We start from the raw sequence: 26,950 nt of genomic DNA on the forward strand, positions 1-26,950 counted from the left end.
CCGGGAACGTATTCACCGCGGCATGCTGATCCGCGATTACTAGCAATTCCGGCTTCATGTAGGCGAGTTGCAGCCTACAATCCGAACTGAGAATGACTTTTTGGGATTGGCTTGGCCTCGCGGCTTCGCAACCCTTTGTATCATCCATTGTAGCACGTGTGTAGCCCAGGTCATAAGGGGCATGATGATTTGACGTCATCCCCACCTTCCTCCGGTTTGTCACCGGCAGTCACCTTAGAGTGCCCAACTGAATGCTGGCAACTAAGGTCAAGGGTTGCGCTCGTTGCGGGACTTAACCCAACATCTCACGACACGAGCTGACGACAACCATGCACCACCTGTCACTTTGTCCCCCGAAGGGAAAGCTCTATCTCTAGAGTGGTCAAAGGATGTCAAGACCTGGTAAGGTTCTTCGCGTTGCTTCGAATTAAACCACATGCTCCACTGCTTGTGCGGGCCCCCGTCAATTCCTTTGAGTTTCAACCTTGCGGTCGTACTCCCCAGGCGGAGTGCTTAATGTGTTAACTTCAGCACTGAGGGTGGAACCCCCCAACACCTAGCACTCATCGTTTACGGCGTGGACTACCAGGGTATCTAATCCTGTTTGCTCCCCACGCTTTCGCGCCTCAGCGTCAGTTACAGGCCAAAAAGCCGCCTTCGCCACTGGTGTTCCTCCACATCTCTACGCATTTCACCGCTACACGTGGAATTCCACTTTTCTCTCCTGCACTCAAGTCTCCCAGTTTCCAATGACCCTCCACGGTTGAGCCGTGGGCTTTCACATCAGACTTAAGAGACCGCCTGCGCGCGCTTTACGCCCAATAATTCCGGATAACGCTTGCCACCTACGTATTACCGCGGCTGCTGGCACGTAGTTAGCCGTGGCTTTCTGGTTAGGTACCGTCAAGGTACGAGCAGTTACTCTCGTACTTGTTCTTCTCTAACAACAGAGCTTTACGACCCGAAGGCCTTCATCGCTCACGCGGCGTTGCTCGGTCAGGCTTTCGCCCATTGCCGAAGATTCCCTACTGCTGCCTCCCGTAGGAGTCTGGGCCGTGTCTCAGTCCCAGTGTGGCCGATCACCCTCTCAGGTCGGCTACGCATCGTCGCCTTGGTGAGCCGTTACCTCACCAACTAGCTAATGCGCCGCGGGCTCATCTGTAAGTGTCAGCCGAAACCGACTTTCAAAAAAGAAACATGCGTTTCTTCTTATTATCCGGTATTAGCCCCGGTTTCCCGGAGTTATCCCCGTCTTACAGGCAGATTACCCACGTGTTACTCACCCGTCCGCCGCTAAATCAGAGGAGCAAGCTCCTCTTCATTCGCTCGACTTGCATGTATTAGGCACGCCGCCAGCGTTCATCCTGAGCCAGGATCAAACTCTCCATAAAAGTGTTTGTCTTGCTCGATTTTAAAACTGACGGAATTAATTTAATTCCTTACCTATTTCTTTTGTTCAGTTTTCAAAGAACTGTGTGTTTCTAGCTTGCCGCTCATTTTGGCGACTTTTATAAGATACCACCGTTGGCTAGTTGATGTCAACTGCTTTTTTACGTGATTCTTAATTTGTTTATTTCGTTTGTTTCAGCCGCTGTAAAAGCGACAAGAAGTAATATACCACCTTCAACATATCTTGGTCAATAGTTTTTATAAAAAAGTTAATTTCTTTGTTTTTGCCTTAAGTATCTTCTGCAGTCACAGGGTTTAGCGAACCGGCAAAATAACCGATAGATGATTTGATACCTCTCTTCTAATACCGATTTTACAATAGCATCAATCTTATGGTCTTCCAGATCAAATCTTAGTTCTTCCATTTCTTTTTTAAGCACATATTCAAACTCATGAAGTTCTTGATGATTTAAGAGCATTCCTACCAAAGACAATAGACGACACCCCGCTTGTTTTTTTCTTTTAACATTATTGCCATGAAAATGCCGAGTTATTATTTTTTAGGTTTTTCTGAATATCCGTCATATCTTGTCCGGACAATCATAGATATTTTGTAAGGAAGATGGACAAGGGGGTAAATGGTGATATGAAATTTTTCTTTGTCATAAACGGTAAAAAAGTGAAACAATACATGGTTGTTGTTTTCGCTGCATTCTTTGCCGCTTCAATCGCTTTTGTAGGGCAGCAGCAATTATCTGTTTTTTCATCAAAAGATGGTCCCCGTGCAATCTACAAAGGAGAAGATCAAGGAAACAAGGTCTCACTCACATTTGATATCAGCTGGGGAGATAAGAGGGTTACGCCGATCCTTGATGTCTTGAAAGAAAAAGGCGTAAAAAACTGTACGTTCTTTATATCAGCGGCTTGGGCAGAACGTCATCCTGATATCGTGGAACGAATCGTAAAAGATGGTCATGAAGTGGCGAGTCTTGGCTATCAATACAAAAGCTACACGGAATGGGAAGACAAGCAGATTAAAAGAGACATTCTTTTAGCTCAGGAAAAGATTAAAAAAGTATCCGGAAAAATGACTTCTCTTCTTCGTCCGCCAAACGGTAATTTTGATGAGCGTGTTCTAAACATTTCTGAGGACCTTCATCATACAGTAGTTAATTGGAGCATTGATACGAAAGATTGGAAGAACCCTGGAGTAGATCAAATTGTAACGACTGCTACTAATAAAACAAAAGCTGGAGATATCATCTTGCTTCATGCATCTGACTCTGTTAAGCAAACGCATAAAGCACTCCCGACCATCATTGATAAATTGCGGGGAGATGGTTTTAAATTTGTAAGTGTGGGTGAAATGATCGCAAATACAGAAGCAAACAGCAAAGAGGTTAACTGATAGACGTAAAAAAGCCCCTGCCGTATTCAGGCAGAGGGCTTTGTTTGTTTGGGTTGTTTTTTTGATCAACCTGCAGTAAACGATGGAGCATTAAGATTTGATACGTGTTGCATAGCATCAACGGAACAAACCCCATCCAAAGTGACAATGTGTTGTTCTCTTTTAGAACAGGCACCCATTCTAAGATGGTGACCACGGTAATAAAGAAAAGCGTTGGAATAAATGCTACGTTGGACGTTTGTTTTACTTTTAAGTAAGCGATGATTAATCCGTATACTAAGATGGCAAGCGGAATCAAAATATAATTAACGATACTGTCGCCATCTTTATGGAAAGAAGTATATCGTAAAAAGAATAGATCAAATAATACAACAGCAATTAGAACAAGCTGCACACCATTCCATAGGCGGTGACTCTTAAAGATGCCAAGTCCAAAGCGATGTACGGTTAAATAAGCAAAGAAGCCCATTTGGCTAAATACACTGAACAACGCACCGAATCCGATCAATCCGAAGATATATAATAACACCTCGAAAAGGCTGCTGTTCTCAGGAAACTTTAATATAAGACCAACCGTAATTGCACTCACAATCCCAATTAACAGTGTGGTCATGAATAAAAAGAGCCAGCTTTTAATTTTCACCCTTGTTTTCCCCTCTAACATGTTCCGTAACGATTGTACCAATGTCCCTTTTAAATTGCCAGTTTTCCTTTAAATAACCAGTATAAATACGTGTTAAAAATCAATCCTATAAGTATCGAGCCCACTTGAAAGGAGGAGGAATTCGGTTGAAAAAAATATACATTTTCCTCTTTTGTATTTCGCTCGCTGCTCTATCGGGCTGTGCACAAGAAGCCCAAGGCAGTTCACAGGTTGATTATGAAGCAACGAAGAAGATGCTCGTCGATCTGTTGAAGACAGATGAGGGAAAAAAGCCATTAAAGAAGTTTTATCTGATAAAGAAATTCAGCAAGATATTTTGATTGATCAGCAAGTAATCAAACAGACAATTGAACAGCAGCTTCTTTCTGAAAAAGGACAGAAGTTCTGGCAGACGCTCTTTAAAGACCCTAAGTTCTCTGTAGCTTTTGCAAAAAGTATGCGAAAAGAACACGAAAAGCTGATGAAGGATTTGATAAAAGATCCACAATATCAGGCAGAAGTGATGAAGATCATGCAGAACCCGCAAATGGCAGAAAAATTATTAGCACTTGTCGATACCCAGCCTGTCAGAAAAGAAATGAAAAAAGTGATGCTTGAAACATTCGAAAGTCCGATCGTCCAAGCACAGATTCAAGAAATGCTAAAAAAAGTGGCTCATGAAGAAATTGATCAGTCCATTTCCAAAAAGGAAAAAGAAGCTTCAGGCGACCAAGGACAAAGCCAAGAGTCTACAACCCCACAATAAAAGCCTCCCGAATTCGGAAGGCTTTTTTCTATTTTGTTTTTTCAATAATGGTTTTTGCCATTTGGATGTAGTGTTCACCAATCGGATGCGCTTGATCATACACGCTCGGTGCAAAATCATCTTCTTTAATTTCAGGCTGTCCGAGTGGAATTTGTCCAAGCAGTGGAACATTTAGCTCTTCAGCTAATCGCTTTCCACCGTCTTTTCCGAATACATATTCTTTTTCACCTGTAGATTCACTTTGGAAGTACGCCATGTTCTCTACGATTCCAAGTACTTCATGGTTTGTTTTAATTGCCATCGTTCCCGCTCGCGCTGCTACGAAAGCAGCTGTTGCATGAGGTGTCGTGACAATTACTTCTTTACATTTCGGAAGCATCTTATGAACATCGAGTGCTACGTCACCCGTTCCAGGAGGCAAGTCTAGAAGAACATAATCGAGATCTCCCCATTCGACTTCGCTAAAGAAGTTCATCAGCATCTTCCCTAACATCGGCCCGCGCCAGATAACAGGTGCATTGTCTTCCACGAAGAAAGCCATTGAGATTACTTTTACATCAAAACGTTCAACAGGAAAAATGCGGTCCCCTTTTACTTTCGGGCGTTCTGTGATCCCCATCATATCGGGCACGCTGAATCCGTAAATATCGGCATCAATCAATCCGACTTTTTCCCTAGTCTTGCAAGTGCAACTGCCAAGTTAACGGAGACCGTAGACTTACCTACTCCGCCTTTCCCGCTTGCAATCGCAATAAACTCTGTTTTGCTGTTTTCAGAAAGAAGAGTAGTTGGTGCACCTTGTTGAACTGTACTTGGATCTGCAGCTGTGACATCGTCTCTTTTCTCGAAACGTAGCCCAACAGATTCAACCCCTGCGTTCTTTAACACTTGAACAATTTGCTGTTGAAGCTGCATTTGTTCAGGTGTACTAGTATGAGCAAGGCCTATCTTAAGCCCGACATAGCCTTCTTTTATCTTTAACTCACGGATACTTCCGGAGTCCACCATGCTTTTATGTAAATAAGGGTCTTGAATAGGACCTAACAGCTCGATGACTTTTTCTTCTGTAAGCACATAGACACATCCTTTACCTGTAAAATTCCTTTTCAGTATATCACAACCTCAATAGACAAGCATGTAAGCGGTTTTTTATTTAGCTGACTCTTTTGCTCTTAGAAGTGGTTGATCTCCGTTCCAGGTTGCTTCGCTTTCCGCGGGGCGACTAAGCAACAATAGATAAAAAACAAAATCCCCTCAATCAAGAGGAGATTTTGGTAATGGTTCATTTGTATAAAACCTAAGCATTCCTTGGTAGATCGATGCCGCGACACTTTTTTGATACGATTCTGTTTTCAGCAGTTCTCGTTCTGTCGGATTCGATAAAAAGCCTACTTCAACTAAAGCTCCTGGCACTTCTGCCGTCCGAAGCAAGTAAAGGCCTTCCATGGATTTTGCAAATCGGTTTGTGTTTTGCAAATTGCGTTTAATTTCGTCTTGAATAAATTTTGATACATTTTCACCATCCTCTTTTCCTGGATGATAAAAAACTTGAGCGCCTCTCCACCTGGATGAAGGCAATGAATTTAAATGAATCGAGATAAATAAGTCCGCATGATTTTCATTGATGATTCGTCTTCGTTCTTTGAGATCTTCCCACTTGCGATGCCTTAATTTTTTCGTGCCTTCATTCGCAAGATCTGTATCCGTTTCACGGGTCATGATCACAAGCGCTCCCGCTTCTTGCAAATAATCACGAAGTAAAACAGAAATGTTTAAAGCGATCTCTTTTTCCAGGACTTCTCCGTCCCCAACTGCACCGCCATCAGCACCGCCATGACCGGGGTCAATGACAATGATTTTTCCAGACAGCGGCAGATTCCATGACCGCCATGAGTCATCGTCTAAAAAATGATAGGTGAAAATAAAGAAAAGGACTGCGCATCCTAATGCAAATGCGGCTCCTTCACCCACTTCTTCATGTTTCGTCCCCCTATACAAGCCATATATCACTATGTATATGGGACAAGACAAAATATATACTTATTAAAGTTTTATTGAAGTTGTTATTGAAGTTGTTATTGAAGTTTCATTCGGTATCGTTTTTCGCCGTTTTTATAGCCTTCCATCCACCAAATATGAACAAACGCTTCACAGCATAGATGAAGAGATTCCATCATCATCTCTGTTCCCCAGCACCAGAACTGCCAATATTCAAAAAGTCCATCAGCAATTGCTTTTTGTTTCGCGTAAGCTCTGTCCTTAATTTTTTCTAACGTTTCGCCGTGATAAGCAAACCGGCTGTAGCCTGCTCCTAAAAGATAAGCATCAATCGCCATGTCGATGCAGGCATCCTCAATATCATTTTGATAAAGAAGCGAGTATTGAAAAAAGGCTGAAACAACCGCTGAAATTCTTTTTTATCGTAGCAAGGGATAAGTCCCGAAGCACTTTCCGCTCGAAGGTTTCTTTTTTGAAGCGCTGCTTTTCTTTAAAGTTGTTTAATACGATTGCCATCATTACCTCCCCTTTCTTCGCGTTGTATATCACGCTTTGTTTTTCCATACTTTTATTTTTCTCCAAGGGAGGAAAGACGACACTGCATAAAAGATGGGAAAAACCCCATTACACCCACAGCAAAGGGGAATTTATGATTAATCATCAGATAAGCGATTTGTTCAATATTTTCAATTTAGAAGCAATAATTATTGTTTAGACTCAATAATCATGAATCAGACTCAATACATAAAAAAACCCCGCTCTCCAAAGAGAACAGGGTTTTGATATAAACGTAATAAAGATTAACGTTTTGAGAACTGAGGTGCACGACGAGCGCCTTTAAGTCCGTACTTCTTACGCTCTTTCATACGAGCGTCACGAGTAAGGAATCCAGCTGCTTTAAGAGATCCGCGATACTCAGGATCTGCTTCTAGAAGCGCACGAGAGATACCGTGACGGATAGCTCCTGCTTGTCCAGTGTATCCACCGCCATGAACAGTTACTAATACGTCATACTTATCAGTTGTTTCAGTTGTGTTAAGTGGTTGCTTAACGATAAGCTTTAATGTTTCTAATCCGAAAAATTCGTCAATGTCACGTCCGTTGATAACGATACGGCCTTCACCAGGAACTAATCGTACACGCGCTACGGAGTGCTTACGACGTCCAGTGCCATAATATTGTACTTGTGCCACGTAAATACCCTCCTTTTTTATCCGCGTAACTCGTAGTTTTCAGGTTTTTGTGCTTGATTGTTGTGCTCAGCTCCAGCATATACGTGAAGCTTTTTGAACATTTGGCGACCAAGGCTGTTCTTTGGAAGCATACCTTTGATTGCTAATTCAAGCATTTGGACCGGACGAGTTGTACGCATTTCTAATGCAGTTCTCGTACGAAGTCCACCTGGGTGACCAGTGTGGCGGTAATAAATTTTGTCTGTTAATTTCTTACCTGTTAATTCGATCTTTTCTGCGTTGATGATGATCACGTGATCACCAGTGTCAACGTGTGGTGTATAAATAGGCTTATGCTTACCGCGAAGGATAGAAGCAACTTCACTGGATAGACGTCCAAGAGTCTTGCCTTCAGCGTCGATCACAAACCATTTACGTTCTACTTCAGAAGCTTTCGCCATGAAAGTCGTACGCATGTGTTTTCCCTCCTGTATCTTCAATCAATTTCAATTATATTTAATGTGAACATTTCCCAAAATATCTCCGGGGCATGTGGACGATATCTTTAGAAATACCAAATAATATCTTATAATATATAAACAACGATGTCAAGCGTATCCTAAATATTATTCCGTTTTCTCTTCGTAATTCACTTGATATAAATAGAGACCATGTGCAGGCGCTGTTTTGCCGGCAAGCGACCGGTCTTTACCCTCTAAAATCGTAACGATCTCTTCTGGTCTTCTCTTTCCTTGTCCAACTTCTAAGAGCGTACCAACGATGATGCGAACCATGTTATACAAAAAGCCGCTTCCTCTGATCTTGAAAGTGAGCGTGTTATCCTCTTCAACAACATCCAATTCAAAAATCGTACGAACTTTGTCCGCCACTTCTGACTTGGCAGAGGAAAAGGACGTGAAATCATGTGTGCCTAAAAATAACTTCGCCGCTTCTTTTATGTCTTCCACGTTCAACGGATATGGATAATGAAACATATGGTTTCGGTTAAATACGTCTGGTTTTTTACTTGTGAGCAGCTTATAGTGATACTCTTTGCTGCTTGCCGAAAATCGGGAATGAAACGTGCTCTCAACCCGCTCAACTTTTTTGATTAAAATATCGTCTGGAAGCATGGCGTTTAAAGCTTTGCCCCATGCTTCAGATGGTATTTGAAGTTCTGTATCAAAATGAAACACTTGACCGACAGCGTGTACGCCCGCATCCGTTCGTCCTGAAGCAGAAATACCAACGGACTCTCCCTTATGCATCTTTTGCAGCACGGTTTGGATGATTCCTTGCACCGTTCTGCCGCTAGGCTGTATTTGGTATCCGGCAAACTCCGTACCGTCATAAGCCACGGTTACTTTCATACGAGCCATGTTCAATCTCCTTTTAACTGCGTAATAATAATAACGAGGCCGTCAGCAATACTAGCAGCAGAAGCGCAAATGTATCTCGTTTATGCCACTCTAATGCTCTAAGGCGTGTTCTTCCCTCTCCGCCTCGATATCCTCTAGCTTCCATGGCAAGTGCCAGCTCCTCCGCTCTTTTGAACGACGAAACGAATAATGGAACTAATAGCGGTACAAAAGCTTTTGCTCTTTCTTTGATCGGTCCGCTTGTGAAATCAGCACCACGCGCCATCTGGGCCTTCATGATCTTCTCCGTTTCCTGCAGAAGCGTCGGGATAAACCTTAGGGAGATCGACATCATTAAAGCAAACTCATGAACAGGCAGTTTCCACTTCTTAAGTGGTCCTAAGAGATGTTCCAAGCCATCCGTTATATCGATCGGTGTTGTCGTTAATGTTAACAATGATGTCATCAAAACGAGAAGCAGAAGCCTCATCGCGATAAATATCCCTTGGATGATTCCACCTTCATAAATTTCAAGAAAGCCTGCTTTATACAACAGATCTCCTTCTTTTGTTAAGAACACGTGCAGTAGCATCGTAAACACAACAAGGATCAGGATAGGCTTTAATCCTTTATACAAAAAGCGCAGCGGGACTTTAGACATTGTGATCGTGACCGCAGTAAACGCAATAAGCAATCCGTAAGTCACCCAGCTGTTGGCTAGAAAGACAATAAACAAATAAAAGAACGCAGCAATGAGCTTCGAACGTGAATCCATGCGATGCAATGGTGAGGAAGCAGGGTAATACTGCCCGATAATCACATTTTGCAGCATATTAATCCCCCTCTTCTTAAAGGATTGACTCACTTGCTTAGCGAGCTCCTCAATCGTAAAGCGGGAAAGGGAAAGGTTTTGTCCTGACATCTCGTTCCACTTTTGAAGAAACTGAACGGTCTCAGGCACATCTAGTCCTGCTTTTATCAGAAGTTCTCGCTGGTTAAAGATATCGCTAGGTTTTCCATGCAGATATAGTTCACCTTTATGCATCACAGCGATCTCATCGGCATACCTCGACGCATCCTCCATGCTGTGAGTAACAAGAATGGTTGTTAACTTATTCTTTTCGTGAAGGCCGTAAAACAACTCCATGATCTCAACTCTGCCTGAAGGGTCGAGTCCTGCTGTAGGCTCATCTAGAATCAGCACTTCCGGATTCATAGCTAGTACCCCTGCAATCGCAACCCGGCGCATCTGGCCTCCGCTTAAGTCAAATGGAGACTTGCTGAGAACGGATTGTGGAAGACCAACCATTTCTATTACATTTGCAGCTGTTTTCTTTGCTTCTGTTTCTGACACGCCAAAATTGCGTGGTCCGAACATGATGTCTTTTTCAACCGTTTCTTCAAACAACTGATGTTCCGGGTATTGAAAAACGATCCCCGCTTTTTTCGAAGCGGCTTTAAATCTTGTTTTTTACCGCCAGCTTTGAGCTCCGTGCTGCCCATTTTTATCGAACCTTCAGAAGGCTTTAACAGTCCGTTAAAGTGTTGTATGAGCGTGGATTTCCCCGAACCGGTGTGCCCGATCAAAGCAAGAAAGGTTCCGTCGCCAATTTCCAGATTAATGTCGTGAAGCGCACGTCTCTCAAATGGAGTCCCTTGCATGTAGCGGTGTTCTAGGCGGTTTATGCTAATTTCCATAATGCATTCACCAGCTCTTCCTGCGTTAAATAACTTTTATCAAGCTCAATACCTTGTTGGCGAAGAGCTTCACTTAACTTTAGTGAAAACGGTAAATCCAGACCGGCCGATTTCAACAATTCACGTTGCTGAAAGATGTCTTCAGGTATACCTTCAGCAGCCTTTTCTCCCATTTTCATGACGACAACTCTGTCTGCACTTAGCGCTTCCTCTAAATCATGTGTAATGGAAATGACAGTGATGCCTTCTTTTTTATTCAGTTCACGGACAGTCTCGATGACTTCAATTCGTCCGATCGGATCAAGCATCGATGTTGCCTCATCCAGTACGATGACAGATGGCTTCTGTGCCAAGATGCCTGCAATAGCCACCCTTTGTTTCTGACCGCCGGATAACTGATGAGGTTCCTGGTTTAAGAAAGCTTCCATTCCCACACGTTCTACACTTTCGCTGATACGCTTAATCATCTCTTCACGGGGAACACCGAAATTTTCAAGTCCAAACGCGATATCATCTTGCACGCTTGTCCCCACAAACTGGTTATCAGGGTTTTGAAAGACCATACCAACTTGTCTTCTCACTTCCCATATATCCTCTGGACGCCCTGTCGTGTAGTCTGAGACAAAAACGGCACCTTCGTTCGGCAATAACAGTCCGTTTAACATTTTTGCCAACGTGGACTTACCAGAGCCGTTATGGCCTACTATTGAAAGCCATTCCCCTTGTGAACATCTAACGTTACACCTTTAAGTGTAGGTGTCTCTTCTCCCGGATAATAAAAGGTCACATCTTTAACGGTAATGATGTTTTCCATGTGACATCCTCCTCTTAGCTGTTGCTCATTCTAAGCTGCTCTCTGCTCATTTCTTTAAATTAGCTTTTAACATATAAAATTAGAATGTAGAAATGTGCATGGTGCGTTATCTCACTGATGCAGGAGCATATTACATCTCCACATATATATACTAGGAAGGGTATCATCACCAATAATTTGCGATAATCAGACGTTAATTTGAAGAGTTTGGTTATATTTTGACAAGTTACGGTGTTAATTCCCCTAGTTTTTAGTATATATTGACGAGTCGACATAAATCTACAAATCCAAACCCTTATATACCCCCTCGAGGCCAGCACAAACTAGCACCTTTTATGGGAAGCAAATTTTAATCCACAGTCATGAAAGAATGTAGCTATTTCTTCCACTGACTTTGTTCGAGTTTTTAAATAAATAAAAAAGGGCAAGATTGTCATTGAAGACTTGATCCCGCCCTTTCATACGTTTTATTAAACTAATTCAATGATAACCATTGGTGCACCATCACCACGGCGAGGGCCGATTTTTGCGATGCGAGTGTAACCACCGTTACGCTCAGCATAGCGAGGTGCAAGATCACTGAAAAGCTTTTGTAGAGATCTTTGTCCAGACTCAGCGTCTGCTACTTCGTTACGAAGGAACGATGCAGCCTGACGGCGAGCATGAAGGTCTCCACGCTTACCAAGCGTAATCATTTTTTCAGCAAATTTACGAACTTCTTTTGCACGTGCTTCTGTAGTTTCAATACGCTCGTTGATGATTAGATCAGTAGCTAAATCACGAAGCATTGCTTTACGAACCGCAGATACACGACCTAACTTTTGGTATCCCATGCTTGTATTCCCTCCTCTGCGCGTTTCTCTCTCGTCTTGAAAAAGCGCGTATTACGAATTAATCGTCAGCGCGTAATGAAAGACCTAGCTCTTCAAGTTTCTCTTGAACTTCTTCAAGAGATTTCTTTCCAAGGTTGCGTACTTTCATCATGTCTTCTTCAGACTTATTCGCAAGTTCTTGAACTGTATTAATGCCAGCACGCTTTAGGCAGTTATAAGAACGAACAGAAAGATCAAGTTCTTCGATCGTCATCTCTAGTACTTTTTCTTTTTGGTCTTCTTCTTTTTCCACCATAATCTCAGCGTTCTGAGCTTGATCTGTTAAGCCAACAAAAATGTTTAAATGTTCGCTAATGATCTTCGCACCAAGAGAAACTGCTTCCTCTGGACGAATGCTCCCATCTGTCCATACATCAAGCGTTAGCTTATCATAGTTTGTTACTTGTCCTACACGAGTGTTTTCCACTTGATAGTTTACACGAGAAATAGGTGTGTAAATGGAATCAACAGGAATTACTCCGATCGGCAGGTCTTCGCGTTTATTGCCTTCTGCCTGTACATAACCACGACCACGTTTAGCATGAAGCTTCATTTGGAAATGAGCGCCTTTTGCTAGTGTTGCGATATGAAGATCCGGGTTAAGGACTTCTACATCGCTGTCGTGCGTAATGTCGCCAGCTGTAACAACACCGTCACCTTGTACATCGATTTCAAGTGTCTTCTCTTCATCAGAGTAAATCTTCATTGCAAGTTTCTTTAAGTTTAAGATGATGGTTGTAACATCTTCAACTACACCTTCAACTGTAGAGAACTCATGCAATACGCCATTGATCTGAATAGATGTAACTGCTGCACCAGGTAGTGAGGACAACAAGATACGACGCAAGGAGTTGCCTAGTGTAGTCCCGTATCCACGTTCAAGTGGTTCAACAACAAACTTTCCGTATGTGGCATCGTCGCTGATTTCAACCGTCTCAATTCTTGGCTTTTCGATTTCGATCATTCAACTGAACCCTCCTTCAAACGTCGAATCTCGGCTGGAGATTTCCAGCCGAAATTCCCCATAGGCATTCCGACTTATCATTTACCAAAACTTTCACTATAACCATTATAGACAAGTTATAGAAATATATACCGTGTATATTGTTACACGCGACGGCGTTTTGGCGGGCGGCAACCGTTGTGAGGTACAGGAGTAACGTCACGAATAGCTGTTACTTCTAAGCCTACCGCTTGAAGGGCACGGATTGCTGCTTCACGTCCAGCACCAGGTCCTTTAACGGATACTTCCAACGTTTTCATACCATGTTCCATTGCAGTTTTACCAGCTGTTTCAGCTGCCATTTGTGCTGCGAACGGAGTAGACTTACGAGAACCTTTAAATCCTAGGTGACCAGCAGTCGCCCAAGAGATTGCGTTCCCGTGCGTGTCAGTGATCGTAATGATCGTGTTGTTGAATGTAGAACGGATATGTGCTACGCCGACTTCAACATTCTTTTTGACACGACGTTTACGTGTATTAGTCTTACGTGCTTTTGCCATTTAGAGTTTACCTCCTTTACTTACTTTTTCTTATTCGCTACTGTACGACGAGGTCCTTTACGAGTACGGGAGTTGTTCTTCGTGTTTTGACCACGTACTGGTAATCCACGACGATGACGAACACCACGATATGCTCCGATCTCGATTAGACGCTTGATGTTTAGTGATACTTCACGACGAAGGTCACCTTCCACTTTATGTCCATCGATGACTTCGCGGATTTTATTTAATTCATCTTCAGTAAGATCACGAACGCGTGTATCTTCAGAAACTCCAGCTGCAGCAAGAATTTGCTGTGCTTTTGTTTTACCGATACCGAAGATGTATGTTAAAGAGATTACTACTCGCTTATCACGAGGAATATCTACACCTGCAACACGTGCCATAATTTTTGCACCTCCTGTATATTAACCTTGTTTTTGTTTATGTTTCGGATTTTCACAGATCACCATTACAGTGCCTCTGCGGCGAATCACTTTACATTTTTCACATATTGGCTTGACTGATGGTCTTACCTTCATTTTTTATAACCTCCTTATGTCACGGAGTACATTGATTATTTAAAACGATACGTTATACGACCACGTGATAAGTCATACGGAGACAATTCTACGGTTACTTTATCCCCTGGAAGAATTCGAATGTAGTGCATACGAATCTTTCCAGAAACGTGCGCTAGAACTTTGTGTCCGTTTTCTAGTTCAACACGAAACATGGCGTTCGGAAGAGGCTCAATAACTGTACCTTCTACCTCAATAACATCATCTTTAGCCATCGACTTGATCTCCCTTCTTCAGAGCAATGACTTTCTCGTCGGAAAACTTCGCTACTGCATAACGCAATTTGCCATTGGTTACACGACCTGTTTCAAGAATGCTTTTAACAACTTCCGGAGAAGTAAAATCTAGCAGTTCTAAGTGGTTTAGGTTTTTTCGTTTGGCTCGATCAAACTTACGCTTGTCGCCATCTGCGACGAGGACGAAACGCCCATCGAGAATACCGACAATAACACCTAACCGATCTGCGTCTCTTCCTTTTAGTATCCGAACCAGTTGTCCTATGTTCGGTACCGAATCAGATTCGCTTACCATTTCATCACCTTCACTTAGATCTTAGTTAAGATTTCAAAGCCTTCTTCCGTAATGACAACCGTGTGTTCAAAGTGAGCACACCATTTGCCATCCGTTGTGACAACCGTCCAGTTATCGGATAATGTTCGAACATAGCGAGTTCCCGCATTAATCATAGGTTCTATTGCTAAAACCATGCCCTTTTTCAGTACCGGTCCTTTACCAGGCGGTCCATAATGAGGAATTTGCGGGTCCTCATGTAAGTCCTGGCCTATTCCGTGTCCAACGTATTCGCGAACAACAGAAAACCCTTCATTCTCAGCATACTTTTGTATCTCATGAGAAATGTCAGTTAACCGGGCACCGGCTTTTGCTTTTTCAAGTCCTTTATACAAAGACTCTTCGGTTACATCCAAAAGTTTTTGAGCTTCTTCCGAAATCTCGCCAACTCCATACGTCCAAGCGGAGTCACCGTGGTATCCGTTGTACTTCGCCCCAATATCTATAGAGATAATGTCGCCATGGTTGAGTACGCGTTTACCTGGAATTCCGTGCACAAGTTCTTCATTTACAGAAGCACAGATGCTTCCACTAAAACCATTATAGTTTTTAAATGAAGGAATTGCACCTTGGCTGCGGATAAACTTATCAGCAATTTTGTCCAGTTCCTTAGTAGTTATGCCAGGCTTAATGTGTTTTTTAACTCTTGATGAGTTAAGGCAACAATGCGACCTGCCTCCCGCATGATTTCAATCTCTCGCGGTGTTTTGCAGATTATCATTTCGCCAATCCCCCAATAAGTTGGTCAATGTCTTGAAAGACTTTGTCGATATCCTGATCACCATTAACGTTTTTCAGGTAACCTTTTTCACCATAAAAATCAAGCAGTGGTTTAGCCTGCTTCATGTTTACATCTAAACGGTTTCGAACGGTCTCTTCATTATCATCTTGACGTTGGATAAGCGTACCGCCGTCTTTATCACATACTCCTTCAACCTTTGGCGGGTTGAATATTACATGATACGTGCTTCCGCATGATTGGCAAATCCGACGACCTGTTAATCGCTGCATAAGCTGATCGGAATCTACTGAAATGTTTAACACATAATCAATCGTTCTTCCTAGCTCTTTTGTGATTTCTTCCAGCGCTTCCGCTTGGGCAACTGTCCGAGGGAATCCATCTAGTAAAAATCCTTTTTCGCAGTCCTTTTTAGAAAGTCGGTCACGTACGATACCGATTGTAACTTCGTCAGGAACGAGGTTACCCGCATCCATGTACGATTTTGCCTCAAGTCCAAGAGGAGTCTCCTCTTTAATTGCTGCTCGGAACATATCTCCAGTAGAGATATGAGGTATTCCGTATTTCTCAACAATTCTTTCTGCTTGAGTACCCTTACCTGCTCCGGGCAATCCCATTAAGACTAGATACATCTAATCCCTCCATAAATCACAATCGTCTTTTTTAAAGAGCGGGCTGGGAAGATCACTCTTCCCTCGCTCTTATTTAATGAAGCCTTTGTAGTGCCGCTTGATCAGCTGGCTCTCAATCTGCTTCATGGTGTCTAATGCCACACCTACAACAATCAGCAAGCTTGTTCCACCAATTTGAATGGCTGGCGGAAGGTTCAAACCTGGAATTGCTGTAAAGACAACTGGCAGGACTGCAATTGCAGCCAGGAAAAGAGATCCAACAAATGTTAATCGATACAGAATTCTTGTTATATAAGTTTGAGTGTTAGCTCCTGGACGAATGCCAGGAATGTATCCACCCTGCTTCTTTAAGTTTTCCGCCATTTGCTCCGGATTTACCTGGATAAACGTATAGAAATACGAGAATCCGATAATAAGGAGCGCATATATAATCATTCCGACTGGCTTCGTGTAGTCAAACGTGTTGATAATCCAAGTCGTAACATCATTCTGTCCAAAGAAACCCGCAACAGTTCTTGGCGTGATGATCAAGGAAATCGCGAAGATAACCGGGATAACACCTGCTGCATTTACTTTGATTGGAAGATGAGTTGACTGGCCGCCAACAGGCTTTGTTCCAACGACTCGTTTTGCATACTGAATCGGGATTTTCCGAACACCTTGTTGAATAAAGATAACACCCATAATAATGAGTACAATCGCAAGAGCAAGCAGTACAACCGTTACGATATGCATGAATAACTGATCGCTACCGCCTTCAAATTGCGTTGTGAAAAGCTGGTTAACTGCTGTAGGAATAGCTGCGGCAATCCCCGCAAAAATCAGAACTGAAATTCCGTTTCCAATCCCCTTAAGGGTAATCTGCTCACCTAACCACATTAAGAATGCAGTACCTGCAGTTAAAACTAACGCGATAAATAGATACGTAGTCATGCTAGGGTTTTGAATAAGTCCTGGAAAAAGATTGTTAAAACCGATAGACATACCGATAGCCTGGATAAAACCAAGAACAATAGTTCCATAGCGAGTGAACTGAGCTAATTTCTTACGCCCAACTTCACCTTGCTTACTCCACTCCGTAAATTTAGGAACAACGTCCATCTGCAGAAGCTGCACGATGATCGATGCTGTAATATACGGCATGATACCCATAGCGAAAATGGAGAAGTTTTGTAACGCTCCACCGCCAAACGTATTTAAAAACCAAAAATGTTAGCACTGTCGCCTGTACTGAATTTCAGTACGTCGCGATTTACACCAGGTACTGGGATAAATGTTCCAAGACGGAACACTACCAGCATAGCAAGTGTAAACAATATCTTGTTTCTCAGATCACCCACACGCATAATGTTGGAGATTGTCTGGAACATTAGATCACCTCAGTAGTTCCGCCCGCTGCTTCAATTGCTTCTTTAGCAGAAACAGAGAATTTGTGCGCCTTAACTGTAAGCTTAACTTCTAACTTGCCATTACCTAAAACTTTGATACCGTTTTTAAGACTGCTAACTACTCCAGTTTCAATAAGAAGTTCAGGAGTAACCTCTGTGCCCTCTTCAAAACGTACAAGCTTCTCAAGATTTACAACTGCATACTCTTTACGAGTAGGGTTTGTGAATCCGCGTTTCGGTAAACGACGTGCTAGTGGATTTTGTCCACCTTCGAATCCAGGTCTAACACCACCGCCTGAACGAGAGTTTTGACCTTTGTGACCACGACCACTTGTTTTACCATTGCCTGATCCGATACCGCGACCTACACGGTTGCGAACTTTACAGGATCCTTCTGATGGCTTCAACTCATGAAGTTTCATCTGAGCACCTCCTCATGATTTATTTATCTTTTTAAGCTTCTAATTCTTTCACTGTTAAAAGGTGAGACACCTTGTTAACCATACCGCGGATAGCCGCGTTATCTTCGTGCACAACTGTCTGGTGCATTTTGCGTAAACCAAGTGTCTTAACAACGATACGTTGGTTTTCCGGACGGCCGATTACACTGCGAGTGAGGGTGATTTCTAATTTCTTAGCCATCTAAAGTTCCCTCCTTAACCTAAAAGCTCTTGTACTGATTTACCGCGAAGTTTCGCAACGTCTTCAGCACGCTTTAAATTTTTCAAACCTTCGATAGTTGCACGAACCATGTTGATTGGGTTGTTAGATCCAAGTGACTTAGAAAGGATGTCACCTACACCAGCAAGCTCCAATACTGCACGTACAGGTCCACCAGCAATTACCCCAGTACCTTCAGATGCAGGCTTAAGAAGTACGTTACCTGCTCCAAAACGTCCAATTACTTGGTGAGGAATTGTTGTTTTTACGATCGGTACAGTTACTAAGTTTTTCTTAGCATCTTCAATCGCCTTACGGATCGCTTCTGGTACCTCTTGGGCTTTACCAGTACCGAATCCAACGTGACCGTTTTTGTCACCAACTACAACTACTGCAGCAAAGCGGAAACGACGTCCACCTTTTACTACTTTAGCTACACGGTTAACGGTAACGACGCGTTCTTCAAGTTCAAGTTTGTTAGGGTCGATACGCATCAGGTTCCCTCCTTCGATTAAAATTCTAACCCAGCTTCACGAGCTGCGTCTGCTAATGCTTTAATACGTCCGTGATATAAATATCCGCCTCGGTCAAATACTACCGATTTGATTCCTTTTTCAACTGCGCGCTTAGCGATTTCTTGACCAATCGCTTTAGCAGCATCTACGTTTCCACCGTTTTCTACACTTACACCTTTATCAAGGGAAGATGCAGATACAATTGTTACACCTGCTTGATCATCGATCAATTGAGCATAGATGTGCTTTGTAGAACGGAATACGTTCAAACGAGGACGTTGTGCTGTTCCGCTTACAACGCGGCGAACACGAGCATGTCTTTTCTTACGAGCGACATTCTTATCTGCTTTCGTGATCATCCTTTGCACTCCTTTCCGCTACCTAACGGCTTTATTTACCAGTCTTACCTTCTTTACGGCGAACGAATTCACCTTCGTAACGAATACCTTTACCTTTGTAAGGCTCAGGTGAACGAACTGAACGGATGTTTGCAGCAACTTCACCAACACGTTGCTTGTCAATACCCTTAACAATAACCTTCGTGTTTGAAGGTACTTCGATGTCGATTCCTTGCTCAGGAACGATTTCAACAGGGTGAGAGTAACCTACGTTAAGTACAAGCTTGTTACCAGCTTTGGAAGCACGATATCCAACCCCGATAATTTCAAGAGCTCTTTCATAACCGTTTGTTACACCGATTACCATGTTGTTTAATACGCTACGAGTTGTACCATGCAATGCACGGTGCTCTTTGTGGTCGCTCGGGCGTTCCACAGTAATTTCGTTATCTTGAACATTAATCTTAATGTCAGCATTGAATTTGCGAGAAAGTTCACCTTTAGGGCCTTTTACAGAAACCGTGTTGTCATTAGCAACATCGATCGTAACGCCACCTGGAACTTCTATCGGTTTGTTACCTACGCGAGACATGTTGACACCTCCATTCGCTATTTATTACCAAACGTACGCTAGAACTTCGCCACCCATTTGTGATTGGCGAGCTTCTTTATCAGTCATAATGCCTTTAGAAGTAGATACGATCGCAATACCAAGTCCTCCAAGAACACGTGGAAGTTCAGTTGATTTTGCATAAACACGTAAACCAGGCTTAGAAATACGCTTAAGACCTGAGATTACACGCTCGTTGTTAGAACCGTACTTAAGGAAGATGCGAATCATTCCTTGTTTGCTATCCTCTACATATTCCACATCGCGAACAAAACCTTCACGCTTAAGGATTTCAGCTATTTCTTTTTTCATATTAGAAGCAGGAAGCTCCAATTTATCGTGACGAACAGTGTTTGCGTTGCGGATACGAGTAAGCATATCTGCAATTGGATCTGTCATAACCATTACTAGTTACCTCCTTCCCTTTTTTCAGGGTATTACCAGCTGGCTTTTTTAACGCCAGGAATTTGACCTTTGTAAGCAAGTTCTCTGAAACAAATACGGCACAGTTTGAACTTGCGGATTACTGAATGAGGACGCCCGCAACGTTCACAGCGCGTATATTCTTGCACTTGGAACTTTTGCTTGCGTTGTTGCTTAGCAATCATGGATTTCTTTGCCACGGGTAAACCTCCTTTGGCTAAAGGTTATTTTTGGAATGGCATTCCGACTTGTGTAAGAAGCTCACGTGCTTCTTCGTCAGTGTTCGCAGTCGTTACGATAACGATGTCCATTCCGCGAACTTTGTTTACTTTATCATAGTCGATCTCCGGGAAGATCAATTGCTCTTTAACACCTAGCGTGTAGTTACCGCGGCCGTCGAAAGACTTCTTGGAAACCCCGCGGAAGTCACGTACACGTGGAAGGAAACGCTGATTAACTTATCAAGGAAGTCATACATGCGCTCTCCGCGAAGTGTAACTTTTGATCCGATCGGCATACCTTCACGAAGTTTGAATCCAGCGATAGATTTCTTAGCGCGAGTAATCACAGGTTTTTGACCAGCGATTGCTGTAAGTTCCTCTACTGCTGTATCTAACACTTTAGAGTTGGATACTGCTTCACCAACACCCATGTTGATAACGATTTTTTCGATCTTTGGTGCTTGCATTACTGAAGTGTAATTAAACTTTTCCATTAGAGATGGTAAAATCTCTGATTTATATCGCTCTTGTAGACGGTTCATTATGTGTCCTCCTTTCACTCTGAGACTTATTTATCTAGGGTTTCACCAGATTTTTTGGCCACACGAACTTTTTTCCCATCAACTACATTGTAGCCTACACGAGTAGGAGCACCAGTTTTAGGGTCAAGAGGCATTACGTTAGAAGCATGAATTGGTGCTTCTTGGCTAAGGATTCCACCTTGTGGGTTAGCTTGAGAAGGTTTAGCGTGTTTCTTAACAACGTTCACGCCTTCAACAAGCACTCTGTTCAGCTTCGGATAAGCTTCAAGGATCACACCTTGTTTGCCTTTATCCTTGCCGGAAATAACTTGTACTTTATCGCCTTTTTTCACATGCAATGGCATTGTGATGTTGCACCTCCTTACAAGACAATAAACGCCTTGCTAGTAAATATATTAAAGAACTTCTGGAGCAAGAGATACGATTTTCATAAATTGCTTGTCACGAAGTTCACGTGCTACTGGTCCGAAGATACGAGTTCCTCGAGGACCTTTATCATCCTTAACGATTACAGCCGCGTTCTCATCAAAGCGGATGTAAGATCCGTCGTTACGGCGCATACCACGCTTAGAACGTACCACTACCGCTTTAACAACGTCACCTTTCTTAACAACGCCACCTGGTGTTGCGGACTTAACCGAACAAACGATAATGTCACCAACGTTAGCGTACTTACGACCAGAACCACCAAGAACTTTAATGCAAAGTAACTCTTTCGCACCGGAGTTATCAGCTACTCTTAAACGGGATTCTTGTTGAATCATGCGAATGGACCTCCTTTCGGATATGAGTATAATCCGAACAATTTATTAAATAATTACTGCTTCTTCTACTACTTCAATTAAACGGAATCGCTTGTCTTTAGAAAGCGGACGCGTTTCCATAACCTTTACGATATCGCCAATCTTAGCAGTGTTGTTTTCATCATGCGCTTTTAACTTTTTAGAGTATTTAACGCGTTTGTTATATAAAGTGTGAGTCTTGTATGTTTCAACAAGCACTGTAATCGTTTTGTCCATCTTGTCAGAAACAACACGACCAGTGTACACCTTGCGCTGGTTACGTTCACTCATTGTGCGAACCTCCTCTCAAGATTTAACCGTTAGTAATCCCAAGCTCTCTTTCGCGTAAAACCGTTTTTGCACGGGCAATTGCTTTACGAACTTCACGAATGCGGGCCGGGTTTTCAAGTTGACCTGTCGCTAGTTGGAAACGAAGGTTAAAAAGCTCTTCTTTAAGTGCTTTTGCTTTTTGTTCAACTTCTGCAGTGGTCAGGTTACGAATATCATTAGCCTTCATTTGTGTCACCACCCACTTCTTCGCGTTTAACAAACTTACATTTTACAGGAAGCTTGTGTGCTGCAAGACGCAACGCTTCGCGTGCCACTTCTTCAGAGACACCTGCGATTTCAAACATAACTTTTCCTGGCTTAACTACTGCTACCCATCCTTCAGGAGCACCTTTACCAGATCCCATTCGGACTTCTAGAGGCTTTGCAGTGTAAGGCTTAGATGGGAAAATTTTGATCCATACTTTACCGCCACGCTTCATATAACGAGTCATCGCAATACGAGCTGCTTCGATCTGACGGTTAGTAATCCAGCTAGCTTCAAGAGCTTGCAAACCGAATTCTCCGAAATGAACTTCAGTACCGCCTTTTGCGTTCCCACGCATTTTACCGCGGTGTTCACGACGATATTTAACACGTTTTGGCAATAACATAATTATTTGCCTCCTTCCTCTTTTTCGTTCCTCTTGTTGGAAGGACCTCACCACGATAAATCCAGATTTTAACTCCAAGCTTACCGTAAGTTGTGTCTGCTTCAGCAGTACCGTAATCGATGTCTGCACGAAGTGTGTGAAGAGGAACTGTACCTTCACTATAATGTTCAGCACGAGCGATATCAGCTCCGCCAAGACGGCCTGACACTTGTGTTTTGATACCTTTCGCACCCATACGCATTGCACGTTGGATCGCCTGCTTCATAGCACGACGGAAAGATACACGGTTTTCAAGTTGACGAGCGATGTTTTCAGCAACTAGCTTAGCATCAACGTCAGCTTGTTTGATTTCAAAGATGTTTACATGAACTCGCTTGCCAGTGATGTCGTTAAGGGCTTTACGAAGTGCTTCAACTTCAGATCCACCTTTACCGATTACCATTCCTGGTTTAGCAGTTTTAATTGTGACATTCACACGGTTAGCTGCACGTTCGATTTCAACTCCGGATACAGCAGCGTCTTTTAAACGCTTTTCAATATATGAACGGATCTTAAGGTCTTCATGTAAAAGATTAGCGTAATCCTTTTCAGCGTACCATTTTGAATCCCAGTCACGGATGACGCCAATACGTAGACCTATTGGATTTACTTTTTGACCCACGTCTTAACCCTCCTTCTTTTCAGAAACAACGATTGTGATGTGGCTAGTACGCTTGTTGATACGGCTTGCGCGACCCATCGCACGAGGACGGAAACGCTTAAGAGTAATACCTTCATCAACGAACGCTTGCTTAATCACTAAGTTGTTCGGTTCCATTTCATAGTTGTGTTCTGCGTTTGCGATAGCAGACTTTAGCACCTTTTCAATTACAGGAGAAGCTGCTTTAGGCGTCAAACGTAGAATCGCAAGTGCTTCACCTACTTGCTTACCTCGAATCAAGTCGATTACGATGCGAGCTTTACGAGGAGCAATACGCACTTGTTTAGCAATTGCTTTTGCTTCCATTTTGTGTACCTCCCTCAATTAACGTCTAGTTTTCTTATCATCGGCTGCGTGACCTTTGTAAGTACGCGTTGGAGCGAATTCGCCCAATTTATGACCGACCATATCTTCTGTACAATATACCGGCACATGCTTACGACCATCATAAACAGCGATTGTGTGACCGATGAAGTCAGGGAAAATCGTAGAACGACGAGACCAAGTTTTAACTACTTTCTTGTCGTTAGATTCATTAAGTGCCTCGACCTTTTTCATCAAGTGGTCATCTACAAAAGGCCCTTTTTTCAAACTGCGACCCATTTGAGAACCTCCCTTTGTGTTTGCGCTACGGCTCGATTGAACCGTAGGACAATCACATTATTTTTGCGACGACGTACAATGTACTTGTCAGTTTGGCTATTTTTCTTACGAGTTTTATATCCAAGAGTTGGTTTACCCCATGGAGACATTGGTGATTTACGTCCGATTGGAGCGCGTCCTTCACCACCACCGTGTGGGTGATCGTTAGGGTTCATTACAGAACCACGAACGGTTGGGCGGATACCCTTCCAACGAGAACGACCTGCTTTACCAACGTTCACAAGTTCGTGCTCTAAGTTACCAACTTGACCGATTGTTGCACGGCAAGTAAGAAGAATCATACGAACTTCACCAGAACCTAGACGAACTAGCGCATACTTTTCTTCTTTACCAAGAAGTTGAGCTTCAGCACCAGCTGAACGAGCCAATTGTCCACCTTTACCAGGCTTAAGTTCGATGTTGTGAATTGTAGAACCTACAGGAATGTTAGCTAATGGAAGTGAGTTACCTACTTTAATATCAGCTTCAGTACCGGACATGATTTCTTGTCCTACTTTGATTCCTTTAGGAGCTAGGATGTAACGCTTCTCACCATCTGCATAGTGGATAAGCGCGATGTTTGCAGTACGGTTTGGATCGTACTCGATTGTAGCAACGCGACCTGGTATTCCATCTTTGTTACGTTTGAAATCGATGATACGATACTTACGCTTGTGTCCACCACCTTGGTGACGAACAGTTAGTTTACCTTGGTTGTTACGCCCAGCTTTTTTGCTAAGAGGAGCAAGCAAGGATTTTTCTGGTTGGTCAGTTGTAATTTCAGCAAAGTCAAGCTGAGACATGTTACGACGACCGTTAGTTGTCGGTTTAAACTTTTTGATACCCATTGTAATTTCCCTCCTTTACGAGTTCTTTTTAAACTCCTTCAAAAAAGTCGAGTTCTTTGCTTTCTGGAGTTAGTGTAACTACTGCTTTTTTACGCTTAGAAGTGTAACCAGTATGACGGCCTACACGCTTAAACTTACCTTTGTAGTTAGCAGTGTTAACAGATTGAATTTTTACGCCAAAGATTTCTTCAAGTGCACCTTTGATTTGAGTCTTAGTAGCACGAGGGTTTACTTCGAACGTGTATTTTTTGTCAGCCATTATTTCAGTAGAACGCTCTGTAATAACGGGGCGCTTAATCACATCACGAGCTTCCATTATGCGAGCACCTCCCCTACTTTTTCCACAGCGTCTTTAGTCATAAGAAGCTTGTCGTGGTTTAACACGTCAAGAACACTAACGCCGTTAGCAGTAACAACTGTTACGCCAGGGATGTTACGTGCAGACAATGCAACAGCGTCATTGTAATCAGCAGTTACAACTAATGCTTTACGATCTGCGGATAGATTTGCAAGAACTTGCTTCATTTCCTTTGTCTTAGGAGCTTCAAATGCAAGTGCTTCTAAAACGATCAAGTCGTTATCTAGAACCTTAGAAGATAGCGCTGATTTAATAGCTAAGCGACGAACCTTCTTAGGTAATTTGTAAGAATAGCTTCTTGGTGTTGGTCCGAAAACCACTCCACCGCCAACCCATTGTGGAGAACGGATAGATCCTTGACGAGCACGTCCAGTACCTTTCTGTTTCCAAGGCTTGCGTCCACCACCAGCAACTTCGGAACGGTTCTTTACATCATGAGTTCCTTGGCGCTGTGATGCTTGCTGCATAATAACAGCGTCGAAAAGCACGCTTTTATTTGGTTCAATACCGAAAACGGATTCGTTTAGTTCGATATCGCCAGCTTGAGTACCATCTTGTTTAAATAATGCTACTTTTGGCATCAGATTGTCCTCCTTCCTTATTTAGCATCCTTTGCTTTAACAGCAGAGTTAATTGTAACGTAGCTCTTTTTCGCTCCAGGTACGTTACCTTTGATTAGTAGAAGATTACGTTCTGCATCAACCCTAACAACTTCAAGGTTTTGTACAGTTACTGTATCTCCGCCAGTACGTCCAGGTAATGCTTTCCCTTTGAAAACACGGTTAGGGTCAACAGCACCCATTGAACCAGGACGACGGTGGTAACGGGAACCGTGGCTCATTGGCCCGCGTGATTGCCCGTGACGTTTGATAACACCTTGGAATCCTTTTCCTTTAGATGTACCAGTAACGTCTACAGCGTCACCTTCTGCAAAAATGTCAGCTTTGACTTCCTGACCAACTTCGTATCCCGCAACATCAACATTACGGAATTCTTTAACGTAGCGCTTAGGGCTCGTGCTAGCTTTTGCAGCATGTCCTGCTTGCGGCTTGTTAGTACGAGAGTCTTTTTTATCATCAAATCCAAGTTGGATAGCTTCGTAGCCATCATTCTCAACGGATTTCTTTTGAAGAACAACGTTAGGAGTTACTTCTACTACAGTAACTGGAATTAAATCTCCGTTTTCTGCGAAAACTTGAGTCATACCAATTTTTCTACCTAAGATTCCTTTGGTCATTCGTCACACCTCCTATTAATAAGTAAAATATTTATTAGCAAACGTGAAATTATAGTTTAATTTCGATGTCTACACCAGACGGTAGATCCAAACGCATTAACGAATCAACTGTTTGTGGTGTTGGCTCGATAATATCGATCAAGCGCTTATGAGTACGCATTTCGAACTGCTCACGAGAGTCCTTGTACTTATGAACCGCACGAAGGATCGTGTAGATCGCTTTCTCAGTAGGTAGTGGGATAGGACCAGATACCTTTGCTCCTGAACGCTTAGCAGTTTCTACGATTTTTTCAGCCGATTGATCAAGAATTCTGTGATCATACGCCTTTAAACGGATACGAATCTTTTGCTTTGCCATTTTTTTCCCTCCTTTATTCGCCTATTTTGATAAACAGACATTGCTCCGCGGAAATTCAACCTGATGTCACCAGCCATGGCAAAGGGGCCTAGTGTGTCAGCAACCTTCCGGATCATCGCAGTGAATGACCAACATTACTTATTATAGAGAAAAGCAACGCCTAATGCAAGTTTTATTTGCATTTATTTATCGCTAATCGCACTTTTTCTATTATAGAGACTTTATTAGCGGATTTCAACTTCCTTTTTCTTCTTTTGTGCAGTTG

At 42.8% G+C, this 26,950-nt stretch carries 37 protein-coding genes, 1 rRNA gene and 8 pseudogenes (1 of these 46 only partly in view); 3 read left to right on the top strand and 43 right to left on the bottom strand.

Going from position 1 to position 26,950, the window contains the following annotated elements:
- Positions 1–1,391, bottom strand: a 16S ribosomal RNA gene (locus tag ACEWFH_RS00820) (it extends 158 nt beyond the left edge of the window).
- 267 nt (positions 1,392–1,658) lie between these two features.
- Complete coding sequence (locus ACEWFH_RS00825) at positions 1,659–1,883, bottom strand: hypothetical protein (protein WP_289497498.1); 225 nt, start codon at positions 1,881–1,883, stop codon at positions 1,659–1,661.
- 152 nt (positions 1,884–2,035) lie between these two features.
- Between ACEWFH_RS00825 and pdaB the strand changes: the two genes are divergently transcribed.
- Entirely contained in the window at positions 2,036–2,797 is a 762-nt protein-coding gene (pdaB, locus tag ACEWFH_RS00830; protein WP_473725799.1) for a polysaccharide deacetylase family sporulation protein PdaB, read from the top strand.
- Here pdaB and ACEWFH_RS00835 read toward each other — a convergent pair.
- Positions 2,790–3,440, bottom strand: a complete 651-nt coding sequence (locus ACEWFH_RS00835; RefSeq protein WP_473725800.1) for a KinB-signaling pathway activation protein — start codon at positions 3,438–3,440, stop codon at positions 2,790–2,792. The two genes, pdaB and ACEWFH_RS00835, sit on opposite strands and share 8 nt — an antisense overlap.
- A gap of 146 nt (positions 3,441–3,586) precedes the next feature.
- Here ACEWFH_RS00835 and ACEWFH_RS00840 point away from each other — a divergent pair, with 146 nt between their 5' ends.
- Together ACEWFH_RS00840 and gerD are read left to right on the top strand one after the other, a co-directional pair.
- Complete coding sequence (locus tag ACEWFH_RS00840) at positions 3,587–3,781, top strand: hypothetical protein (protein WP_473725801.1); 195 nt, start codon at positions 3,587–3,589, stop codon at positions 3,779–3,781.
- Positions 3,778–4,206 (top strand): spore germination lipoprotein GerD, encoded by a 429-nt coding sequence (gerD, locus tag ACEWFH_RS00845; protein ID WP_473725802.1) that lies wholly within the window; start codon positions 3,778–3,780, stop codon positions 4,204–4,206. Before ACEWFH_RS00840 ends, gerD begins: the two co-directional genes overlap by 4 nt.
- 28 nt (positions 4,207–4,234) lie before the next feature.
- Here the strand turns inward: gerD and ACEWFH_RS00850 are convergent.
- From ACEWFH_RS00850 to rpsJ, 40 genes and pseudogenes are all read right to left on the bottom strand, one after another.
- Positions 4,235–5,280, bottom strand: a pseudogene (locus ACEWFH_RS00850) (Mrp/NBP35 family ATP-binding protein).
- A 180-nt stretch (positions 5,281–5,460) separates the two neighbouring features.
- On the bottom strand, positions 5,461–6,204 hold the full coding sequence (gene cwlD, locus ACEWFH_RS00855; RefSeq protein ID WP_473725803.1) for an N-acetylmuramoyl-L-alanine amidase CwlD: 744 nt from the start codon (positions 6,202–6,204) through the stop codon (positions 5,461–5,463).
- Between the two features lie 77 nt (positions 6,205–6,281).
- A pseudogene (locus tag ACEWFH_RS00860) lies at positions 6,282–6,768 on the bottom strand (DUF2521 family protein).
- Between the two features lie 236 nt (positions 6,769–7,004).
- Entirely contained in the window at positions 7,005–7,397 is a 393-nt protein-coding gene (rpsI, locus tag ACEWFH_RS00865; protein WP_066237857.1) for a 30S ribosomal protein S9, read from the bottom strand.
- Positions 7,398–7,414: 17 nt separating this feature from the next.
- A complete protein-coding gene (gene rplM, locus ACEWFH_RS00870; RefSeq protein WP_066237860.1) occupies positions 7,415–7,852 on the bottom strand; it encodes a 50S ribosomal protein L13 in 438 nt (145 codons plus the stop codon).
- Positions 7,853–8,002: 150 nt separating this feature from the next.
- Positions 8,003–8,755, bottom strand: coding sequence for a tRNA pseudouridine(38-40) synthase TruA (gene truA, locus ACEWFH_RS00875; protein WP_473725804.1), 753 nt, complete (start codon positions 8,753–8,755; stop codon positions 8,003–8,005).
- Positions 8,756–8,768: 13 nt separating this feature from the next.
- Positions 8,769–9,566: an energy-coupling factor transporter transmembrane component T family protein gene (locus ACEWFH_RS00880; RefSeq protein ID WP_473727177.1), complete on the bottom strand. Its 798-nt coding sequence runs from the start codon at positions 9,564–9,566 to the stop codon at positions 8,769–8,771.
- Positions 9,567–9,875: 309 nt separating this feature from the next.
- Positions 9,876–10,432: pseudogene (locus ACEWFH_RS00885) on the bottom strand (ATP-binding cassette domain-containing protein); the annotation flags it as partial.
- Positions 10,417–11,246 (bottom strand): annotated as a pseudogene (locus tag ACEWFH_RS00890) (energy-coupling factor ABC transporter ATP-binding protein). The pseudogenes ACEWFH_RS00890 and ACEWFH_RS00885, both read right to left, overlap by 16 nt.
- A 470-nt stretch (positions 11,247–11,716) precedes the next feature.
- Positions 11,717–12,079 carry a 50S ribosomal protein L17 gene (gene rplQ / locus ACEWFH_RS00895; RefSeq protein WP_066237878.1) on the bottom strand — a complete coding sequence of 121 codons (363 nt, stop codon included), beginning with the start codon at positions 12,077–12,079 and terminating at the stop codon, positions 11,717–11,719.
- 58 nt (positions 12,080–12,137) lie between these two features.
- Entirely contained in the window at positions 12,138–13,082 is a 945-nt protein-coding gene (locus tag ACEWFH_RS00900) for a DNA-directed RNA polymerase subunit alpha (protein ID WP_066390697.1), read from the bottom strand.
- Positions 13,083–13,225: 143 nt separating this feature from the next.
- Entirely contained in the window at positions 13,226–13,621 is a 396-nt protein-coding gene (gene rpsK, locus ACEWFH_RS00905; protein WP_066237883.1) for a 30S ribosomal protein S11, read from the bottom strand.
- A 20-nt stretch (positions 13,622–13,641) separates the two neighbouring features.
- Positions 13,642–14,007 carry a 30S ribosomal protein S13 gene (gene rpsM / locus ACEWFH_RS00910; protein WP_066237886.1) on the bottom strand — a complete coding sequence of 122 codons (366 nt, stop codon included), beginning with the start codon at positions 14,005–14,007 and terminating at the stop codon, positions 13,642–13,644.
- 21 nt (positions 14,008–14,028) lie between these two features.
- Complete coding sequence (gene rpmJ, locus ACEWFH_RS00915; RefSeq protein ID WP_007203526.1) at positions 14,029–14,142, bottom strand: 50S ribosomal protein L36; 114 nt, start codon at positions 14,140–14,142, stop codon at positions 14,029–14,031.
- A 35-nt stretch (positions 14,143–14,177) separates the two neighbouring features.
- A complete protein-coding gene (gene infA, locus ACEWFH_RS00920) occupies positions 14,178–14,396 on the bottom strand; it encodes a translation initiation factor IF-1 (protein WP_066237890.1) in 219 nt (72 codons plus the stop codon).
- Complete coding sequence (locus ACEWFH_RS00925) at positions 14,389–14,712, bottom strand: KOW domain-containing RNA-binding protein (RefSeq protein ID WP_066390694.1); 324 nt, start codon at positions 14,710–14,712, stop codon at positions 14,389–14,391. Before ACEWFH_RS00925 ends, infA begins: the two co-directional genes overlap by 8 nt.
- Before the next feature lie 14 nt (positions 14,713–14,726).
- Positions 14,727–15,472 (bottom strand): annotated as a pseudogene (gene map, locus ACEWFH_RS00930) (type I methionyl aminopeptidase).
- Positions 15,469–16,122: an adenylate kinase gene (locus ACEWFH_RS00935; protein ID WP_473725805.1), complete on the bottom strand. Its 654-nt coding sequence runs from the start codon at positions 16,120–16,122 to the stop codon at positions 15,469–15,471. Before ACEWFH_RS00935 ends, map begins: the two are co-directional and overlap by 4 nt.
- Positions 16,123–16,191: 69 nt before the next feature.
- Positions 16,192–17,492: pseudogene (gene secY, locus ACEWFH_RS00940) on the bottom strand (preprotein translocase subunit SecY).
- A complete protein-coding gene (gene rplO / locus ACEWFH_RS00945; RefSeq protein ID WP_473725806.1) occupies positions 17,492–17,932 on the bottom strand; it encodes a 50S ribosomal protein L15 in 441 nt (146 codons plus the stop codon). Before rplO ends, secY begins: the two are co-directional and overlap by 1 nt.
- Before the next feature lie 31 nt (positions 17,933–17,963).
- Entirely contained in the window at positions 17,964–18,152 is a 189-nt protein-coding gene (gene rpmD, locus ACEWFH_RS00950) for a 50S ribosomal protein L30 (RefSeq protein WP_066237910.1), read from the bottom strand.
- Between the two features lie 14 nt (positions 18,153–18,166).
- Entirely contained in the window at positions 18,167–18,667 is a 501-nt protein-coding gene (gene rpsE / locus ACEWFH_RS00955; RefSeq protein ID WP_066237913.1) for a 30S ribosomal protein S5, read from the bottom strand.
- Between the two features lie 14 nt (positions 18,668–18,681).
- A complete protein-coding gene (rplR, locus tag ACEWFH_RS00960; RefSeq protein ID WP_066237916.1) occupies positions 18,682–19,044 on the bottom strand; it encodes a 50S ribosomal protein L18 in 363 nt (120 codons plus the stop codon).
- A 31-nt stretch (positions 19,045–19,075) separates the two neighbouring features.
- A complete protein-coding gene (gene rplF / locus ACEWFH_RS00965; protein WP_066237919.1) occupies positions 19,076–19,615 on the bottom strand; it encodes a 50S ribosomal protein L6 in 540 nt (179 codons plus the stop codon).
- Positions 19,616–19,639: 24 nt separating this feature from the next.
- Positions 19,640–20,038 (bottom strand): 30S ribosomal protein S8, encoded by a 399-nt coding sequence (gene rpsH / locus ACEWFH_RS00970; RefSeq protein ID WP_066237923.1) that lies wholly within the window; start codon positions 20,036–20,038, stop codon positions 19,640–19,642.
- 32 nt (positions 20,039–20,070) lie between these two features.
- Positions 20,071–20,256, bottom strand: a complete 186-nt coding sequence (rpsN, locus tag ACEWFH_RS00975; RefSeq protein ID WP_066237928.1) for a 30S ribosomal protein S14 — start codon at positions 20,254–20,256, stop codon at positions 20,071–20,073.
- A gap of 24 nt (positions 20,257–20,280) precedes the next feature.
- Positions 20,281–20,819: pseudogene (gene rplE / locus ACEWFH_RS00980) on the bottom strand (50S ribosomal protein L5).
- Positions 20,820–20,845: 26 nt separating this feature from the next.
- Entirely contained in the window at positions 20,846–21,157 is a 312-nt protein-coding gene (gene rplX / locus ACEWFH_RS00985; protein WP_066294477.1) for a 50S ribosomal protein L24, read from the bottom strand.
- A gap of 57 nt (positions 21,158–21,214) precedes the next feature.
- Entirely contained in the window at positions 21,215–21,583 is a 369-nt protein-coding gene (gene rplN, locus ACEWFH_RS00990; RefSeq protein WP_066237936.1) for a 50S ribosomal protein L14, read from the bottom strand.
- A 45-nt stretch (positions 21,584–21,628) separates the two neighbouring features.
- Positions 21,629–21,892, bottom strand: a complete 264-nt coding sequence (rpsQ, locus tag ACEWFH_RS00995) for a 30S ribosomal protein S17 (RefSeq protein WP_289497519.1) — start codon at positions 21,890–21,892, stop codon at positions 21,629–21,631.
- A 22-nt stretch (positions 21,893–21,914) separates the two neighbouring features.
- Positions 21,915–22,118, bottom strand: a complete 204-nt coding sequence (rpmC, locus tag ACEWFH_RS01000; RefSeq protein ID WP_066237940.1) for a 50S ribosomal protein L29 — start codon at positions 22,116–22,118, stop codon at positions 21,915–21,917.
- Positions 22,108–22,542, bottom strand: a complete 435-nt coding sequence (gene rplP, locus ACEWFH_RS01005) for a 50S ribosomal protein L16 (protein WP_066237943.1) — start codon at positions 22,540–22,542, stop codon at positions 22,108–22,110. The genes rpmC and rplP overlap by 11 nt, the downstream gene beginning before the upstream one ends.
- A complete protein-coding gene (gene rpsC, locus ACEWFH_RS01010) occupies positions 22,520–23,203 on the bottom strand; it encodes a 30S ribosomal protein S3 (RefSeq protein ID WP_473725807.1) in 684 nt (227 codons plus the stop codon). The genes rplP and rpsC overlap by 23 nt, the downstream gene beginning before the upstream one ends.
- 3 nt (positions 23,204–23,206) lie before the next feature.
- Positions 23,207–23,548 (bottom strand): 50S ribosomal protein L22, encoded by a 342-nt coding sequence (rplV, locus tag ACEWFH_RS01015; RefSeq protein WP_066237948.1) that lies wholly within the window; start codon positions 23,546–23,548, stop codon positions 23,207–23,209.
- A gap of 18 nt (positions 23,549–23,566) precedes the next feature.
- Positions 23,567–23,845 carry a 30S ribosomal protein S19 gene (gene rpsS, locus ACEWFH_RS01020; RefSeq protein ID WP_066237951.1) on the bottom strand — a complete coding sequence of 93 codons (279 nt, stop codon included), beginning with the start codon at positions 23,843–23,845 and terminating at the stop codon, positions 23,567–23,569.
- Positions 23,846–23,907: 62 nt separating this feature from the next.
- A pseudogene (gene rplB / locus ACEWFH_RS01025) lies at positions 23,908–24,732 on the bottom strand (50S ribosomal protein L2); the annotation flags it as partial.
- A 28-nt stretch (positions 24,733–24,760) separates the two neighbouring features.
- Positions 24,761–25,048 carry a 50S ribosomal protein L23 gene (gene rplW, locus ACEWFH_RS01030; protein ID WP_066390671.1) on the bottom strand — a complete coding sequence of 96 codons (288 nt, stop codon included), beginning with the start codon at positions 25,046–25,048 and terminating at the stop codon, positions 24,761–24,763.
- Positions 25,048–25,671 (bottom strand): 50S ribosomal protein L4, encoded by a 624-nt coding sequence (rplD, locus tag ACEWFH_RS01035; protein ID WP_289497522.1) that lies wholly within the window; start codon positions 25,669–25,671, stop codon positions 25,048–25,050. Before rplD ends, rplW begins: the two co-directional genes overlap by 1 nt.
- 17 nt (positions 25,672–25,688) lie before the next feature.
- Complete coding sequence (gene rplC, locus ACEWFH_RS01040) at positions 25,689–26,327, bottom strand: 50S ribosomal protein L3 (RefSeq protein ID WP_066237965.1); 639 nt, start codon at positions 26,325–26,327, stop codon at positions 25,689–25,691.
- Positions 26,328–26,376: 49 nt separating this feature from the next.
- On the bottom strand, positions 26,377–26,685 hold the full coding sequence (gene rpsJ, locus ACEWFH_RS01045) for a 30S ribosomal protein S10 (protein WP_053356198.1): 309 nt from the start codon (positions 26,683–26,685) through the stop codon (positions 26,377–26,379).
- Between the last annotated feature and the right edge of the window lie 265 nt (positions 26,686–26,950).

The organism is Fictibacillus sp. EA-CB0309, from assembly GCF_055814265.1.